Source organism: Pantoea sp. SORGH_AS_0659, assembly GCF_031453915.1.
Classification (GTDB): Bacteria; Pseudomonadota; Gammaproteobacteria; order Enterobacterales; family Enterobacteriaceae; genus Pantoea; species Pantoea leporis.
This window is the reverse complement of record NZ_JAVJAK010000001.1, coordinates 3,162,321-3,176,403: the sequence shown is the minus strand read 5'-3', so window position 1 is coordinate 3,176,403 and position 14,083 is coordinate 3,162,321. Positions and strand designations below refer to the sequence as shown.

The following is a 14,083-nucleotide window of genomic DNA, read 5'->3' as shown; positions in this document are numbered from 1 at the left end:
CACGGCAAAAAGATGGCGGGGTGTTTTTCTTTAGTACCGGCACTACGGATGAAGTGAGCCATTTGGGAATGAACGACTGGTATATCGCGCCGCGTAATGGGCATATCACGATTCATTCGGAAGCGTCGCTCGATGCGCTGTTTAAGGCGCATGGTTTCCAGATTACGCATCTGAATCGCTGGAGCCATGTGGCGATGAAGATGGTGGGGTAAGGGGAGTTCTGAGCGGGCTGATGCCCTCACCCCGGCCCTCTCCCAGAGGGAGATGTTAGCTCGATTGGTTCCCTCTCCTAGTGGGAGAGGGCTAGGGTGAGGGAAAAACAGCTGAACTACAGCTTCTCAACCGCCCACGCAATCCCGCTTGCATACGCTTCCGGCAGCAGCGGCACCAGCGCATTCAAGGCTGACGCCAGACGCGCGTGATCGCTATCGGTGAGATTAAGATGCCCAACCTTGCGGCCTTCACGCACCTCTTTGTCATACCAATGCAGATGCACCAGCGGCTGCTGCAGCCACGCCAGATTCATCTCAGTACCAATCAGATTCACCATCACCGACGGCGCAAATACCACCGGCTTTGGCAGCGCCAGGCCCAAAACCGCACGCAGATGCAGCTCGAACTGGCTGATTGACGCGCCATTCTGCGTCCAGTGGCCGCTATTGTGCACGCGCGGTGCTAACTCGTTGATCAGCAAACCTTCTGGCGTAATGAAACACTCCATCGCCATCACGCCGACGTAGTTCAGCTCATGCATGATGGCGCTGAGCATCGCTTCCGCCTGTTGTTGCTGTGCGGCATCGGCCTGCGGGAACGCCACGCTGGTGCGCAGAATGCCGTCCTGATGCAGGTTGTGCGTCAGCGGATAAAACACCGTGCTGCCATCGTGCCCACGCGCACCGACCAGCGACACTTCGCCGCTGAAATTAATGCCCTGCTCAACGATGCATTCGCCGTAGCACTCATCCGGCAGCGCGTCAGTTTCATTGGCGCGCAAACGCCACTGGCCACGGCCGTCATAGCCGCCGGTACGACGCTTTACAATCGCCAGTTCGCCAAGCGAGTTGAACACATTTGGCCACTCGGCTTTATCGGCCAGCAGCTGCCACGGCGCGGTGGCGAGGTTCAGCTGATCCAGCAGCTGTTTTTGCGTCAGGCGATCGGCCAGACGCGGGAAAATATCGCGATTCACAAAGGCCGGATGGCTCGCCAGTTCACGGGTTAACGCGGTTTCCGGCCAGCGCTCGATCTCAGCGGTGATCACACTTTTGGCGATCGGCAGCGCAGAAGGTTCCGCATCCAGGCCCACCGGATACACCGCGATGCCCAGCGGTTCTCCCGCCTGGCGCAGCATGCGGCCTAACTGACCATTTCCTAATACGCAAACCGGCTTCATGCGTCCTCCCGCGGATCCGGGTTGTTCAGCACTTCATCAGTTTGCGTTTGACGCCAGTTGGCGATGCGCGTTGACAGCGCGCTGTCGTGGATCGCCAGAATCTGTGCCGCCAGCAGGGCGGCGTTGGCAGCACCGGCTTTACCAATCGCCAGCGTACCCACCGGAATGCCGCGCGGCATCTGCACGATGGAGTAGAGGCTATCGACGCCGCTCAGCGCCGCGCTTTGCACGGGCACGCCCAGCACCGGCACCAGCGTTTTCGCGGCCAGCATGCCCGGCAAATGGGCAGCACCGCCGGCACCGGCGATGATCACCTGAAAACCGTTGTCGGCGGCGGTTTCCGCGAAGCTAAACAGTTTGTCGGGCGTACGGTGAGCTGAGACCACTTCAACGTGGAAGGGAACATCCAGGCTGTTAAGAATTTCCTCGGCGAACTGCATGGTAGCCCAGTCACTTTTGGAACCCATGACAATGGCGATACGGGCCGGGGCGGCGTTGGATGACATGCGGTCAACTCCTGTGAATATGCAAACGAACCTGGCCGGGCGGGCAGGCGAAGAAGGGCACAGAGAATAGCATGAGATGGCAGCAAGGAAAACGGTTGCGTAGGCGGAAAACGGGCATTGATGCCCGGATTTCAGAAGGGGAATTCGATCAGGCTTACGCCGCTGGCATCAAGCTGAATCATCGATCCGTTCTCATGCCAGGCACCCAGCACCGCACGCTGGGCGCTTTTGCCGTGCAGCGGGAAGGCGTGAATGGCGGGACGATGCGTGTGGCCGTGAATCAGAATCGGCACCTGTTGGCGCGTCATCGCGGCTTCCACCGCGGACTGATTGACGTCCATGATGCTGACCGATTTATGCTGATTCGCCTGCTTGCTGCCATTGCGCATGCGCGCGGCAATGCGCATGCGCAGACGCAGCGGCAACGCGAGGAACAGACGCTGCAACCAGCGCTGATGCACTTTGGCGCGGAAACGCTTATAGCCTTCATCGTCGGTACACAAGGTATCGCCGTGCATGATCAACACGCGATGTCCGTAGCGATCGAGCACCTTTTCTTCCGGCAGCAGCGTCATGCCACTGGCACGCGCAAAATGCTGGCCGAGCAGGAAGTCGCGATTACCGTGGATGAAGAATTTCGGTACCGGCAAGGCTTTGAGCGCCGCAGCGATCTGCTGATGCAGCGGATTAGGATCGTCGTCGCCGATCCAGGCTTCAAACAGATCGCCGAGGATGTAAAGCGCATCGCACGTGCGCGCTTCTCCCTGCAAAAAATGCAGAAAACCGGCAGTAATTGCCGGTTCTTCATGACACAGATGCAGATCTGCGATAAACAGCGTGCGCGACATTACTCGCTAACAGTCACTTTCTGGATGACAACATCTTCAACCGGAACGTCCTGGTGCATGCCGCTGCGGCCGGTTTTCACCGCTTTGATTTTCTCAACCACGTCCATGCCTTCAACCACTTCAGCGAACACGCAGTAACCCCAGCCTTGCAGGCTTTCGTCACGGAAGTTCAGGAAGTCGTTGTCTGCCACGTTGATAAAGAACTGGGCTGTTGCAGAGTGTGGCGCCTGAGTACGCGCCATCGCCAGGGTGCCTTTGGTGTTTTTCAGGCCGTTGTTCGCTTCGTTGCGGATGTCTGCTTTGGTATCTTTCTGCTTCATGCCAGGCTCAAAACCGCCGCCCTGAATCATGAAACCGTTGATTACGCGATGGAAGATAGTGTTATCGTAAAAACCTTCCGCGCAGTATTCCAGGAAGTTCTTCACGGTAGCCGGCGCTTTGTCATCGAAAGTTTTGATTACGATATCGCCATGGTTCGTCTGGAAAGTGACCATTATTTTCTTCCTGTCAAGGTTGTCGTCAGTATCAACTGCCACGCCTGTAAGGCGGCGGGGCATTTTTGTAGACGCTTCTTATATCACAATTTCCAATAACGCGTCAGTAACCGGACGGCAGTTGGCAACCGAGCGATGCACAAGTCAGAAAAATACGGCACAATAACCGGCTACGCTGCAAGGGCGTATCCCGCAAACGTCAATAACGGAACCATTCAATGTTGAAGATCTATAACACCCTGAGTCGACAGAAAGAGGAATTTAAACCTATCCACGCCGGTGAAATCGGTATGTACGTGTGTGGTATCACGGTTTACGACCTCTGTCATATCGGCCATGGGCGTACATTTGTGGCATTCGACGTGGTGGCGCGTTATCTGCGTTACGTGGGCTATCAGCTGAAGTATGTGCGTAACATCACCGATATCGATGACAAAATCATCAAACGTGCCAACCAAAACGGGGAAAGCATCGAAACGCTGACCAATCGCATGATTGCCGAGATGCACAACGATTTCGCCGCGCTTGGCATTTTGCCGCCGGATCTGGAGCCGCGCGCGACCCGCCATATCGACGAGATTATCGAGCTGGTCGGCAGGCTGATTGAACGTAAGCACGCGTACGTGGCGGACAACGGCGACGTGATGTTCGACGTGATGAGCGACAAAGATTACGGCGTGCTGTCGCGTCAGGATCTGGAGCAGCTGCAGGCCGGCGCGCGCGTCGAAGTGGCGGACGTGAAGCGCAATCCGATGGACTTCGTGCTGTGGAAGATGTCTAAAGCCGACGAACCGGCGTGGAACTCGCCGTGGGGCAACGGCCGTCCAGGCTGGCACATCGAATGTTCGGCGATGAACTGCAAACAGCTTGGCACCCATTTCGACATTCACGGCGGCGGTTCGGATCTGATGTTCCCGCACCACGAAAACGAAGTGGCGCAATCCACCTGTGCGCACGATGGCCCGTATGTGAATTACTGGATGCACTCCGGCATGGTGATGGTTGACCGCGAGAAGATGTCGAAATCGCTGGATAACTTCTTCACCGTGCGCGATGTGTTGCAGCACTACGATGCCGAAACCGTGCGTTACTTCCTGATGTCGGGCCACTATCGCAGCCATCTCAACTACGGCGAAGATAACCTCAACCAGGCGCGTGCGGCGCTCGAGCGCTTGTACACCGCGCTGCGGCATACCGATGCCAGCGCCACGGCGGCGGGTGGCGAAGAGTTTGAAGCGCGTTTCCGTACTGCGATGGATGACGACTTCAACACGCCGGAAGCCTATTCGGTGCTGTTCGATATGGCGCGTGAAGTGAATCGCCTGAAGACCGAAGACAAAGCCTCCGCTGATGCGCTAGCAGCGAAACTGCGCCAGATCGCTAACGTGCTCGGCATTTTGCAGCAGGATCCCGAGCAGTTCCTGCAAAGCGGTGCGCAGGTGAATGACGATGAAGTGGCGGAAATCGAGCATTGGGTGAAAGCCCGTTCCGACGCGCGTGCAGCCAAAGATTGGGCGCAGGCGGATGTAGCGCGCGATAAGCTCAATGAGTTGGGCGTGATTGTTGAGGATGGGCCGCAAGGTTCCAGCTGGCGACGCAAATAACCGGAGAGGGCGAGAAATCGCCCTTTTTTATTGATGGCGATTGAACAGATTCATATTCACGGCTTCCGATCGGTGCGCGACCTGACGCTACCGCTGCAGCAGCTCAACGTGGTGAGCGGCCCGAACGGCTGCGGCAAATCCAACCTGTATAAAGCGGTGCGATTGCTGCACGAAGCGGCGAGCGGACGTTTAGCGCTGGCGCTGGCGGAAGAGGGCGGCATCCAGAAAGCGATGTGGGCGGGCGGATTATGGCGCGGCGATCGTCGCCACGATCCTAAACGTCTGGCGCTCGCGGTGGTGATGGATGATATGGATTATCAGCTTGATATCGGTTTTCCTGAGCCGTTAGCCACCAGCATGTTTAACCTCGATCCGCTGGTGAAAGAGGAGCGTATATGGATGAGCGGCCAGCGTCGGCGTCCTTCCTCCTGCATCCTGCAGCGGCAAAATCAAACCGCTTTCCTGCACAACGTTGAGGGCGAACGCGTTGCTTATCCTGCGGTGCTGCATCCGGAAGAGTCGCTGTTTGGGCAGCTTGGCGAGCCGCACCTTTATCCCGAGCTTTCGCAGGTACGTGAAAGGCTGCGCCAGTGGCGTTTCTATCATGAGTTTGCGGTGTGGCCCGGTTCGCCGATTCGTGCGCCGCAGATTGGCGTGCGCGCGCCGGTACTGAGCCACGATGGCAGCAATTTGGCCGCAGCCTGGGCTACGATTGTTGAACGCGGTCATTCCGAATTACTGCTTGAGGTGATGGCCGAAGCCTTCCCGGACACGGAATTTCACGTTGATGTGCAGAACGGGCGTTTTCAGATGCTGATGTCACGGCGGGGAATTTTGCGTCCGCTGGAGAGCGCCGAGTTCTCGGATGGCACGCTGCGCTTTCTCTGCTTAGTGGTGGCGCTGCTCAGCCCGCGTCCGCCGGCGTTTATGGCGCTGAATGAACCGGAAAACAGTTTGCATGAAGATTTGTTGCCTGCATTAGCACGACTGATCGCCGAAGCCAGTCAGTTTAGCCAACTGTGGATCACCAGCCATTCACCGAAACTGGCGACGCTGATTGCGCAACATACGGCGGTGAATCACATCGCGCTGGAGCAAATCGAAGGGGAAACCCGGGTGGTGGGGGAAGAGCGGATTTAGGCGTCCCGATTGGGACGCCTAAAGGTCAGGCAACAACCGTAATCTTAAAGCCCGCAAACTCGACCTTCTGGCCTTCAACAATCTTGCAGCGCTTACGCGTTTCAACTGCGCCATCGACGCGCACTTCGCCTTCCGCAATCACCGCTTTCGCCTGCGCACCGCTTTGCACCCAACCTTCGAGTTTCAGCAGGTCGCACAAATCTACGTGGGCATGTTTACCGAGAGAAAAACTGGCCATTATGCCTCCTCAATGTCGTGAAATTCTTCACACGCCGTCAGCGTGTTTTGGATCAGTGTCGCGACCGTCATTGGACCGACGCCGCCTGGAACGGGCGTGATGAACGAGGCGCGCTCAGCAGCGGCTTCGAACTCCACATCACCCACCACTTTGCCGCTGTCGAGACGGTTGATACCCACATCAATTACCACCGCGCCCGGCTTGATCCAGTCGCCCGGAATAAAGCCCGGCTTGCCGACCGCCACCACCAGTAGATCGGCATGCTCAACGTGATGACGCAGATCTTTGGTGAAGCGGTGCGTGACGGTGGTGGTGCAGCCGGCAAGCAGCAGCTCCATGCTCATCGGACGGCCAACGATATTCGATGCGCCAACCACTACGGCGTTCAGGCCGTAAGTATCGATATTGTAGCGCTCCAGTAAGGTGACAATGCCGCGCGGCGTACACGGACGCAGCTTTGGCGCGCGCTGGCACAGACGACCGACGTTGTACGGATGGAAGCCATCCACGTCTTTGTCCGGCACGATGCGCTCCAGCACTTTGACGTTATCGATGCCGGCTGGCAGCGGCAGCTGCACCAGAATGCCGTCGATGTCGTTATCGTTGTTGAGCGTATCAATCAGCTCCAGCAGCTCGGCTTCGCTGGTGGTGGCGGGCAGATCGTAGGAGCGGGAGATGAAGCCCACTTCATCACAAGCACGACGTTTGCTGGCGACATAGATCTGCGAAGCCGGGTTTTCACCCACCAGCACAACTGCCAAACCGGGCGCACGTTTACCGGCCGCCAAACGCTGCTGTACTTTTTCGGCAACCTCAAGGCGCACCTGCTGCGCAATCGTTTTACCGTCAATAATTTTTGCTGCCATCAGAGAGGAAATCCATCTGTAGAGGGTTAGATCGGGGATGGCGCCTATTCTGTCAGAAGCGCGTGCGGCTGTCAGGTAGAGATTCGCCATCAACGCCGCTTTCCCGATTTTTCGCCGTGGCGCCCGCCCGCGTTAGCGCTTATGATGCCGGGCAGTGAATGAGATGGATGACGTGATGATTTGGTTAATTCTCGCCACGCTGGCGGTGGTGTTCGTGGTAGGTTTTCAGCTGCTGACGGCCAGCTCGCGCCATGCGGTGCAGGCGCTTAATAAACGGTTGCAACTGCCGCCGGTGCATATCGAATCGATGTTGTCGCTGATGGGCAAAGAGGCGGCAAAAGAGTTTACCGATTACATCTCGGGCGATAACGACACGCATCTGCACAACGGCGCGGCGGTGCTGCTGATTTGGCAGGTGCTGATTGTCGATGGCAGCGACGAAAATAGGCAGCGCTGGCATGGCATTTTGAGCCGGGCGGGATTTTCTGCGTTGATTTCGAGGCAGCAGCTGTTGCTGGCGTTGGGGTTCTTGCGCCAGTTGGAGCCGGACAGCCAGGAACTGCATGCCCTACGCGAGCAGTACAATGCGTACTTCACGCAGCAAGGGATTGAGCTGGAAGGCGAAACGGAACAGGGCGGGAATCTGGTGTCGATGAGCGAGTGGCGTAAGCGGCATTAAGGGGTTTTGGTTAATCTGGCAGCACTCCGCTTCCGTTCAAGGGCAAAAACGTTGACGCGCGAGCCGCTGGACGTATAATCCGACCCAATCACTATGCGCCCTTAGCTCAGTTGGATAGAGCACCGGCCTTCTAAGCCGTAGGTCACAGGTTCGAATCCTGTAGGGCGTACCAAATTCATATCAAGAGACGTCAACTGACGTCTTTTTTTATGCCTAAAATTCAGTAAATTAGCGCTATATCAAGCATTCAAATTCAACCTGAGTCTATCGACATAAACCCACATCAAGTAATCTTTGTTGGTATATGTGTTGGTACAACTCCGTTCAATGGTTTTTGTACCAACATCCAGTGATGGAGAGCAGCCAATGGCGCTAACAGATGTAAAAGTCAGAAGTGCGAAACCCACCGACAAAGCCTTCAAGCTCACCGATGGAGAAGGGATGCATTTGATGGTGCACCCGAATGGTTCTAAATACTGGCGGCTGCAGTATCGCTTCGATGGTAAGCAGAAAACGTTGGCGCTAGGGGTTTATCCTGAGATCTCGCTTTCTGAAGCAAGACAACGTCGTGATGAAGCTAAGAGAAAGATTGCCAACGGCATCGATCCAGGTGAGCAGAAGAAGGTTGATAAGCAAACCCGTAAAATTGCCATTGAGAACAACTTCAAAGCGCTTGCTCTGGAATGGCATGAGTACAAGCGTCCGGGATGGTCGAAAGGTTATGCCGATGATCTGATGGAAGCGTTTGAAAACGACATCTTCCCGGATCTTGGTAAGCGTCCCATAGCTGAAATCAAACCGCTAGAGATGCTGACGACGCTACGTAAGTTAGAAAAGCGCGGAGTATTGGATAAGCTGCGTAAAATTCGGCAAGCCTGCAAGCAGGTGTTTACCTATGCCATCGTGACGGGCAGGGCGGAGATCAATCCAGTAGCGGACCTCGCAAGTGCATTAGCGACGCCAAAACCTCAACACTTCCCTCATTTACTCGCTGATGAGTTGCCAGCGTTTTTACAGGCATTGCAGAATTATACCGGTAGTCCAATTACCCGACTTGCTACGCGTATTCTGATGCTGACTGGCGTTAGAACTATTGAGCTGCGCCTTGCTGAGTGGAAAGAGTTTGATCTAGATAAAGGGATTTGGGAAGTGCCGAAGGAGCGCATGAAGATGCGACGACCACACATTGTTCCTTTATCTACTCAGGTCGTTGAAGCGTTGCGAGAGATACAGGCTGTAACTGGGCGCTACGCCTTGGTGTTTCCGGGAAGGAATGATGCTGCAAAACCAATGAGCGAGGCGAGCATTAATCAAGTGTTAAAGCGCATTGGGTATCATGGTAAAGCGACAGGGCATGGGTTTAGGCACACCATGAGCACCATTTTGCATGAGCAAGGGTTCAACACGGCCTGGGTTGAGTTGCAGTTGGCCCACGTGGACAAGAACACCATCCGCGGGACGTATAACCATGCACAGTATCTGGAGCAGAGAAGGGAAATGTTGCAGTGGTATGGGGATTTTATAGATGCTTATCTGGTGAAAAATGTTGATGATTGTGCCACCCAAAAATTAGGTTAACCTATTGATTTATAAGTTTTAGATTAAATAATTTCAAGAAAGGTGGGTCATATCGGATTGGTTTTATCTGTGTAATTTTTGAAAATTACAAAAAATACAATTGACGGCAACACAACCATGTAGTCAAATGTCCTCAGTTTCAAGTTGGTAATTTTTTAAAATTACCAACTTGGACGTGAGTGGGTGAGTTCTTGGCGGAATACCCACAAATCTAAAATGTGAAAGCGAGGATTGAAACATGGTAACAATTAAACAATGGGCCGAGATTGAGGCCAATTACGATGATACTTTACTTTTGGGAAATGGTGCAAGTATCGCTGTTAATAGCGATTTTGCCTATCGCAGCTTACGTCAGAAGTTGACCGAACTCAGTTCAGATGGGCAGCTGACAGCTTTGTTCGAACTATTTGATACGCAAGATTTTGAGTTGATTCTGCACCGTCTTTGGATTGCAACTCAAGTAAATCAACAACTCGGCGTGCCTGAAAATGCAACGACTGAAGGGTATAAGCTACTTAGAAATCTGTTGATTCAATGTGTGAGTCAAAATCATCCGGAGCATCATGAGATATCGGATGTTCTAGTTAAAATTCGTTCTTTTATAGGCAAATTCAAGACGATTTTATCCCTGAATTACGATCTTATTGTGTATTGGGCATCTTTGCTTGAAGATACAACTTCCGGAAAATTAAAGGATTGTTTCATTAGCCGGCTGTTCAATGAACAGTTAGATTGGAATGAATTTAGAGACTTACATTGGAAGGATCGTGAAAAAGGTTACAAGACGACAAGCTTAGTTTTCTACCCACATGGTTCTTTGATTTTGGCCCAAGACTTCAGTGGTCAAGAGTTCAAATTACATACTAATCCTCGTGGTGACGGAAATTATCTCCAGCAAATTTCTCAGCAATGGAGTTCTGCAGCAGTTACACCAGTTTTTGTTTCTGAAGGGACAAGTAAGCAAAAACTAAGTGCGATTGCTCGTAGTCGTTATCTTGACACTGTCTACCGTGAAGTATTACCAGAGAAAAAGGAAAGCATCGTGATCTATGGATGGAGTATGGGGGAAAATGACACCCATATACTAGATGCACTGAAAAAAAGTCGGCCATCAAGAGTTGCGATTTCAGTGTATGGCACTGATACCTCTGGCTGTGATGCAATTGAAGGGATGTTAAAAGCGGTGTTTGGTGAAGCTTTGCTTGTCGAGTTTTTCGACAGTGAAAGCGCCAACTGCTGGTGCCATTAAATAAGCGAAAGGGGGCGTAGCCCCCGATTTTACGAGGATAAAATGGGAAAAATAGTCTACGGCGACATTGCGAATTTTATCCCCGGAGTAAACCTGTCACGCATAGAGCCGGAAGAATCAGGTGAAGCATATCGCTTTTATACAGCACAATTGCATCAGCTCGATGACTGGCAACATGAAGTGATAGTTTCTGATAAAGAACAGGTGGTTAAGAGTACATCGTTACTAAAAGTGACAAGAGTAAATGATGTCATTATTAACTTAGCGAATGCTAAAGCTGTTCTTGTTAAGCAGGAGCATGCAGGGCGAATATTGAGCAATAACTTTGTTAAGGTCGAGTTGGATGTTAGCAGAGTCTCTCCATTATTTTGGGTTTGGCATTTCAATGAGAGCAAAGCTATAGCCCAACAAAAATCATTTGTTCTACAGGGGTCAACTGTACCTAAGTTAACTCTGCAAATGGTCCGTCAATTTGAACTCGATTTACTTGGACTAAAAAAGCAACAAGCGATAGGTGAGCTGTATCTTCATCTCAGGATGAAAGATTACTACGAGTACAACTTGATGAAATTAAAACAAAAATATTATTTTGCTAAAATAGAAAATTCATCAAAATAATCAATAACTAAGGTTTATTATGTCTCCCCAGATTGAAGCGCAAAATTTAAGTGAACTGCAAGGCCGCCTGTGGAATATCGCCGATACCCTGCGCGGTAAGATGAATGCCGATGAATTCCGCGACTACTGCTTAGGCTTTATCTTCTATAAATACCTGTCGGAAAAATTTGTTGCGTACGCTAACAAAATCCTTGCAGAAGATGGCATTCAGTACAACGAATTGACTGCAGAACATCCGGCGTATCAGGACATCGTTGATGCGATAAAAGAGGATAGCATCCAGACATTAGGCTATTTTCTGCCGCCAACGGATTTGTTCCACACCATGGCGGAACGTGTGTCTAAAGATCCCAGAGGTGCAGGCACCGGCTTTATTCTTGAAGACCTCGCCACTACCCTACGAAGCATTGAACAAAGCACGCTGGGTACCGACTCCGCGGATGACTTCAGCAACTTGTTTGAAGATCTTGATTTAGGCTCTAGCAAGCTTGGCAGTTCAGCAAAAGCGAAAAATGAGCTGATTGGTAAAGTGATAACTGAACTCGACAAGTTGAGCTTTAATCTAAGTGAAACCAGCTCCGATATTCTGGGCGACGCCTACGAATATCTGATCGGCCAGTTCGCCTCAGGCGCAGGTAAGAAAGCCGGTGAGTTCTATACTCCGCAGCCGGTTTCGTCTCTGCTGGCTAAAATCGTCACCACCCACAAGCTGAAACTGAAAAACGTGTATGACCCGACCTGTGGCTCTGGTTCGTTGCTGCTGCGTGTTAAGCGTGAAGCCTCTTCAGTGGGTAAAATCTACGGTCAGGAGATGAACCGTACCACCTATAACCTGGCGCGTATGAACATGATCCTGCACGGAGTTCATTATGCGGACTTTGAGATCATTCAGGAAGATACGCTGGAGCATCCGCAGCATACGCATCTGAAGTTTGACGCCATCGTTGCCAACCCACCATTCTCCGCCAAATGGAGCGCCAGCCCGCTGTTTATGAACGATGACCGCTTTGCTCAATACGGCAAACTGGCCCCGTCCAGCAAAGCAGATATGGCGTTTGTACAGCATATGTTTCATCACCTGGAAGATGACGGCACCATGGCGGTGGTTCTGCCTCATGGGGTCTTGTTCCGTGGCGCAGCGGAAGGCCATATTCGTCAGTTTATGATTGAGAAGTTGAATTGCATTGATGCGGTTATTGGCCTGCCTGCCAACATCTTCTACGGTACCAGCATTCCGACCTGCGTACTGGTACTGCGCAAGTGCCGTAAGCACAACGATAGTATTCTGTTTATCGACGCCAGCAACGATTTTGAGAAGGTGAAAACCCAGAACCGCCTGTTGCCGGAACATATCGACAATATTGCCGATACTTATAACGACTGGAGAGCGCTCGAGAAGTACAGCCATACCGCAACGCTGGAAGAGATCCGTAGCAACGATTACAACCTTAATATTCCGCGTTATGTCGATACTTTTGAAGAGGAGGAAGAGATTGATCTCAACGCGGTGGCGCAGGAGATTCGCGAGCTAGAAGAGAAAGTAGCGACAATCGATAAAGCTATTGTTGGGTTTTGTAAGGAACTGGGTATTAGCGCGCCCTTAGTGCTGGAGGAGGGTGATAAGTGATGGTGCCGAAGTTGAGATTCAGTGAGTTTATTAAAGGTTGGCAACAAAAAAAAATAGGTGATGTTTTCACTATTTTTTCTGGTTTTGCATTCAAAAGTACAGATGCAACAACCTCCGGTTGCAGATGGTTAAAAATTGCGGATGTTGGATGTCAGGTTATGACTCCTGGTACGCCATCATTTTTACCCAACCATTTCAGCAACGAATATCATAAATTTCTTATTAGAAAAGATGATTATGTTATTGCATTAACTAGACCAATACTGAATGGCAAACTAAAAATTTCTGTTGCTGGAAAAGAATACGATGGTTCTTTATTGAACCAACGAGTTGGAAAGATAGTAACAATAAACAACCCCAAATTTGTTTACTCTCTTTTGCAAATGGAATCAACAGTCTCAAAAATAAATAATTGCATTGCTGGGACTGATCCACCAAATTTATCCACTCAAGATATCAAAGATATGATTGTTTATGTTCCAATAATTGAGGAACAAATAAAAATAGCCGACTTTATGTCCTCTGTTGACGAAAAAATCGCGCTACTAAATAAGCAGTACGACCTGCTATGCCAGTACAAAAAAGGCATGATGCAGAAGATTTTTAGTCAAGAAGTGCGGTTTAAGGAAGATGATGGGTCTGCATTTCCTGATTGGGAGAACCAAAAACTTGGTGATGTGGCTGTCTTTTTAAAAGGAAAAGGGGTTGCAAAAACAGATGTTTTAGAAAATGGCGAACGAGAATGTATTCGTTATGGTGAGCTATATACAGACTATGGAGAGGTAATTAGTAAAATAAAATCCAGAACAAACCAACCACTGAATGATAGCATTTTAAGTATATCCCGTGATGTTTTAATTCCATCATCAGGAGAGACAGCTATAGATATATCTAAAGCTTCATGTGTTTTGAGTGATGGTGTAATATTAGGAGGGGATCTGAATATTATACGGTCAAAGGTCATTGATGGCATATTCCTATCTTATTATATCAACTCTCAGAAAAAATACGAAATTGCTCAGATGGCTCAAGGTAACTCGGTTGTACATTTGTATGCAAAACAGTTAGCAAAAACAGAAATATATTATCCCTGTAAAAAAGAACAAATTAAAATCGCCAACTTCGTCTCTGCTCTAGACGATAAAATCACTACCAAAAAAGCAGAGCTGGACAAGTTAAAATCCTGGAAGCACGGCCTGCTCCAGCAAATGTTTGTATAAAAATAATCCGGCCCGACCTACTC

At 51.0% G+C, this 14,083-nt stretch carries 14 protein-coding genes, 1 tRNA gene and 1 pseudogene; 10 read left to right on the top strand and 6 right to left on the bottom strand.

Annotated elements, in window-relative coordinates; translation table 11 throughout:
- Positions 1 to 17 precede the first annotated feature (17 nt).
- Positions 18 to 212 (top strand): annotated as a pseudogene (locus Q3H59_RS15075) (methyltransferase domain-containing protein); the annotation flags it as partial.
- Positions 213 to 328: 116 nt separating this feature from the next.
- Here the strand turns inward: Q3H59_RS15075 and purK are convergent.
- The 4 genes from purK to ppiB all read right to left on the bottom strand — a co-directional run bounded on the left by purK (position 329) and on the right by ppiB (position 3,241).
- Positions 329 to 1,393, bottom strand: a complete 1,065-nt coding sequence (gene purK, locus Q3H59_RS15070) for a 5-(carboxyamino)imidazole ribonucleotide synthase (RefSeq protein ID WP_309835640.1) — start codon at positions 1,391 to 1,393, stop codon at positions 329 to 331.
- Positions 1,390 to 1,899 carry a 5-(carboxyamino)imidazole ribonucleotide mutase gene (gene purE, locus Q3H59_RS15065; RefSeq protein ID WP_008103823.1) on the bottom strand — a complete coding sequence of 170 codons (510 nt, stop codon included), beginning with the start codon at positions 1,897 to 1,899 and terminating at the stop codon, positions 1,390 to 1,392. The genes purK and purE overlap by 4 nt, the downstream gene beginning before the upstream one ends.
- Before the next feature lie 131 nt (positions 1,900 to 2,030).
- A complete protein-coding gene (locus Q3H59_RS15060; protein WP_309835637.1) occupies positions 2,031 to 2,747 on the bottom strand; it encodes a UDP-2,3-diacylglucosamine diphosphatase in 717 nt (238 codons plus the stop codon).
- Positions 2,747 to 3,241, bottom strand: a complete 495-nt coding sequence (gene ppiB / locus Q3H59_RS15055; RefSeq protein WP_008103818.1) for a peptidylprolyl isomerase B — start codon at positions 3,239 to 3,241, stop codon at positions 2,747 to 2,749. The genes Q3H59_RS15060 and ppiB overlap by 1 nt, the downstream gene beginning before the upstream one ends.
- Before the next feature lie 218 nt (positions 3,242 to 3,459).
- Between ppiB and cysS the strand changes: the two genes are divergently transcribed.
- On the top strand, positions 3,460 to 4,845 hold the full coding sequence (gene cysS / locus Q3H59_RS15050; protein WP_309835634.1) for a cysteine--tRNA ligase: 1,386 nt from the start codon (positions 3,460 to 3,462) through the stop codon (positions 4,843 to 4,845).
- A gap of 33 nt (positions 4,846 to 4,878) precedes the next feature.
- Complete coding sequence (locus Q3H59_RS15045) at positions 4,879 to 5,985, top strand: AAA family ATPase (RefSeq protein ID WP_309836720.1); 1,107 nt, start codon at positions 4,879 to 4,881, stop codon at positions 5,983 to 5,985.
- A 25-nt stretch (positions 5,986 to 6,010) separates the two neighbouring features.
- On the opposite strand, the gene ybcJ is transcribed toward Q3H59_RS15045, so the two are convergent.
- Together ybcJ and folD are read right to left on the bottom strand one after the other, a co-directional pair.
- Positions 6,011 to 6,223 (bottom strand): ribosome-associated protein YbcJ, encoded by a 213-nt coding sequence (gene ybcJ / locus Q3H59_RS15040; protein ID WP_007890771.1) that lies wholly within the window; start codon positions 6,221 to 6,223, stop codon positions 6,011 to 6,013.
- Positions 6,223 to 7,089 (bottom strand): bifunctional methylenetetrahydrofolate dehydrogenase/methenyltetrahydrofolate cyclohydrolase FolD, encoded by an 867-nt coding sequence (gene folD, locus Q3H59_RS15035; protein WP_309835632.1) that lies wholly within the window; start codon positions 7,087 to 7,089, stop codon positions 6,223 to 6,225. Before folD ends, ybcJ begins: the two co-directional genes overlap by 1 nt.
- Positions 7,090 to 7,264: 175 nt before the next feature.
- Between folD and Q3H59_RS15030 the strand changes: the two genes are divergently transcribed.
- The 7 genes from Q3H59_RS15030 to Q3H59_RS15000 all read left to right on the top strand — a co-directional run bounded on the left by Q3H59_RS15030 (position 7,265) and on the right by Q3H59_RS15000 (position 14,060).
- Positions 7,265 to 7,768 (top strand): DUF1198 family protein, encoded by a 504-nt coding sequence (locus tag Q3H59_RS15030; RefSeq protein ID WP_309835630.1) that lies wholly within the window; start codon positions 7,265 to 7,267, stop codon positions 7,766 to 7,768.
- 95 nt (positions 7,769 to 7,863) lie between these two features.
- Positions 7,864 to 7,940: transfer RNA gene (locus Q3H59_RS15025), tRNA-Arg, on the top strand.
- 194 nt (positions 7,941 to 8,134) lie between these two features.
- On the top strand, positions 8,135 to 9,346 hold the full coding sequence (locus Q3H59_RS15020; RefSeq protein WP_309835628.1) for a phage integrase central domain-containing protein: 1,212 nt from the start codon (positions 8,135 to 8,137) through the stop codon (positions 9,344 to 9,346).
- A 238-nt stretch (positions 9,347 to 9,584) separates the two neighbouring features.
- Entirely contained in the window at positions 9,585 to 10,595 is a 1,011-nt protein-coding gene (locus tag Q3H59_RS15015; RefSeq protein ID WP_309835626.1) for a DUF4917 family protein, read from the top strand.
- A gap of 42 nt (positions 10,596 to 10,637) precedes the next feature.
- Positions 10,638 to 11,213, top strand: coding sequence for a restriction endonuclease subunit S (locus tag Q3H59_RS15010; protein WP_309835625.1), 576 nt, complete (start codon positions 10,638 to 10,640; stop codon positions 11,211 to 11,213).
- A gap of 19 nt (positions 11,214 to 11,232) precedes the next feature.
- Entirely contained in the window at positions 11,233 to 12,840 is a 1,608-nt protein-coding gene (locus Q3H59_RS15005; protein WP_309835623.1) for a type I restriction-modification system subunit M, read from the top strand.
- A complete protein-coding gene (locus tag Q3H59_RS15000) occupies positions 12,840 to 14,060 on the top strand; it encodes a restriction endonuclease subunit S (RefSeq protein ID WP_309836718.1) in 1,221 nt (406 codons plus the stop codon). The genes Q3H59_RS15005 and Q3H59_RS15000 overlap by 1 nt, the downstream gene beginning before the upstream one ends.
- Positions 14,061 to 14,083 lie beyond the last annotated feature (23 nt).

Excerpts from the sequence above, each read along its gene's own strand:
- Q3H59_RS15045 (WP_309836720.1), top strand. The coding sequence starts at position 4,879 with ATGGCGATTGAACAGATTCATATTCACGGCTTCCGATCGGTGCGCGAC.
- cysS (WP_309835634.1), top strand. The coding sequence starts at position 3,460 with ATGTTGAAGATCTATAACACCCTGAGTCGACAGAAAGAGGAATTTAAA.
- Q3H59_RS15005 (WP_309835623.1), top strand. The coding sequence starts at position 11,233 with ATGTCTCCCCAGATTGAAGCGCAAAATTTAAGTGAACTGCAAGGCCGC.
- ppiB (WP_008103818.1), bottom strand. The coding sequence starts at position 3,241 with ATGGTCACTTTCCAGACGAACCATGGCGATATCGTAATCAAAACTTTC.
- Q3H59_RS15030 (WP_309835630.1), top strand. The coding sequence starts at position 7,265 with ATGATTTGGTTAATTCTCGCCACGCTGGCGGTGGTGTTCGTGGTAGGT.
- Q3H59_RS15015 (WP_309835626.1), top strand. The coding sequence starts at position 9,585 with ATGGTAACAATTAAACAATGGGCCGAGATTGAGGCCAATTACGATGAT.
- Q3H59_RS15010 (WP_309835625.1), top strand. The coding sequence starts at position 10,638 with ATGGGAAAAATAGTCTACGGCGACATTGCGAATTTTATCCCCGGAGTA.
- Q3H59_RS15020 (WP_309835628.1), top strand. The coding sequence starts at position 8,135 with ATGGCGCTAACAGATGTAAAAGTCAGAAGTGCGAAACCCACCGACAAA.
- purK (WP_309835640.1), bottom strand. The coding sequence starts at position 1,393 with ATGAAGCCGGTTTGCGTATTAGGAAATGGTCAGTTAGGCCGCATGCTG.
- folD (WP_309835632.1), bottom strand. The coding sequence starts at position 7,089 with ATGGCAGCAAAAATTATTGACGGTAAAACGATTGCGCAGCAGGTGCGC.
- ybcJ (WP_007890771.1), bottom strand. The coding sequence starts at position 6,223 with ATGGCCAGTTTTTCTCTCGGTAAACATGCCCACGTAGATTTGTGCGAC.
- Q3H59_RS15000 (WP_309836718.1), top strand. The coding sequence starts at position 12,840 with ATGGTGCCGAAGTTGAGATTCAGTGAGTTTATTAAAGGTTGGCAACAA.
- purE (WP_008103823.1), bottom strand. The coding sequence starts at position 1,899 with ATGTCATCCAACGCCGCCCCGGCCCGTATCGCCATTGTCATGGGTTCC.
- Q3H59_RS15060 (WP_309835637.1), bottom strand. The coding sequence starts at position 2,747 with ATGTCGCGCACGCTGTTTATCGCAGATCTGCATCTGTGTCATGAAGAA.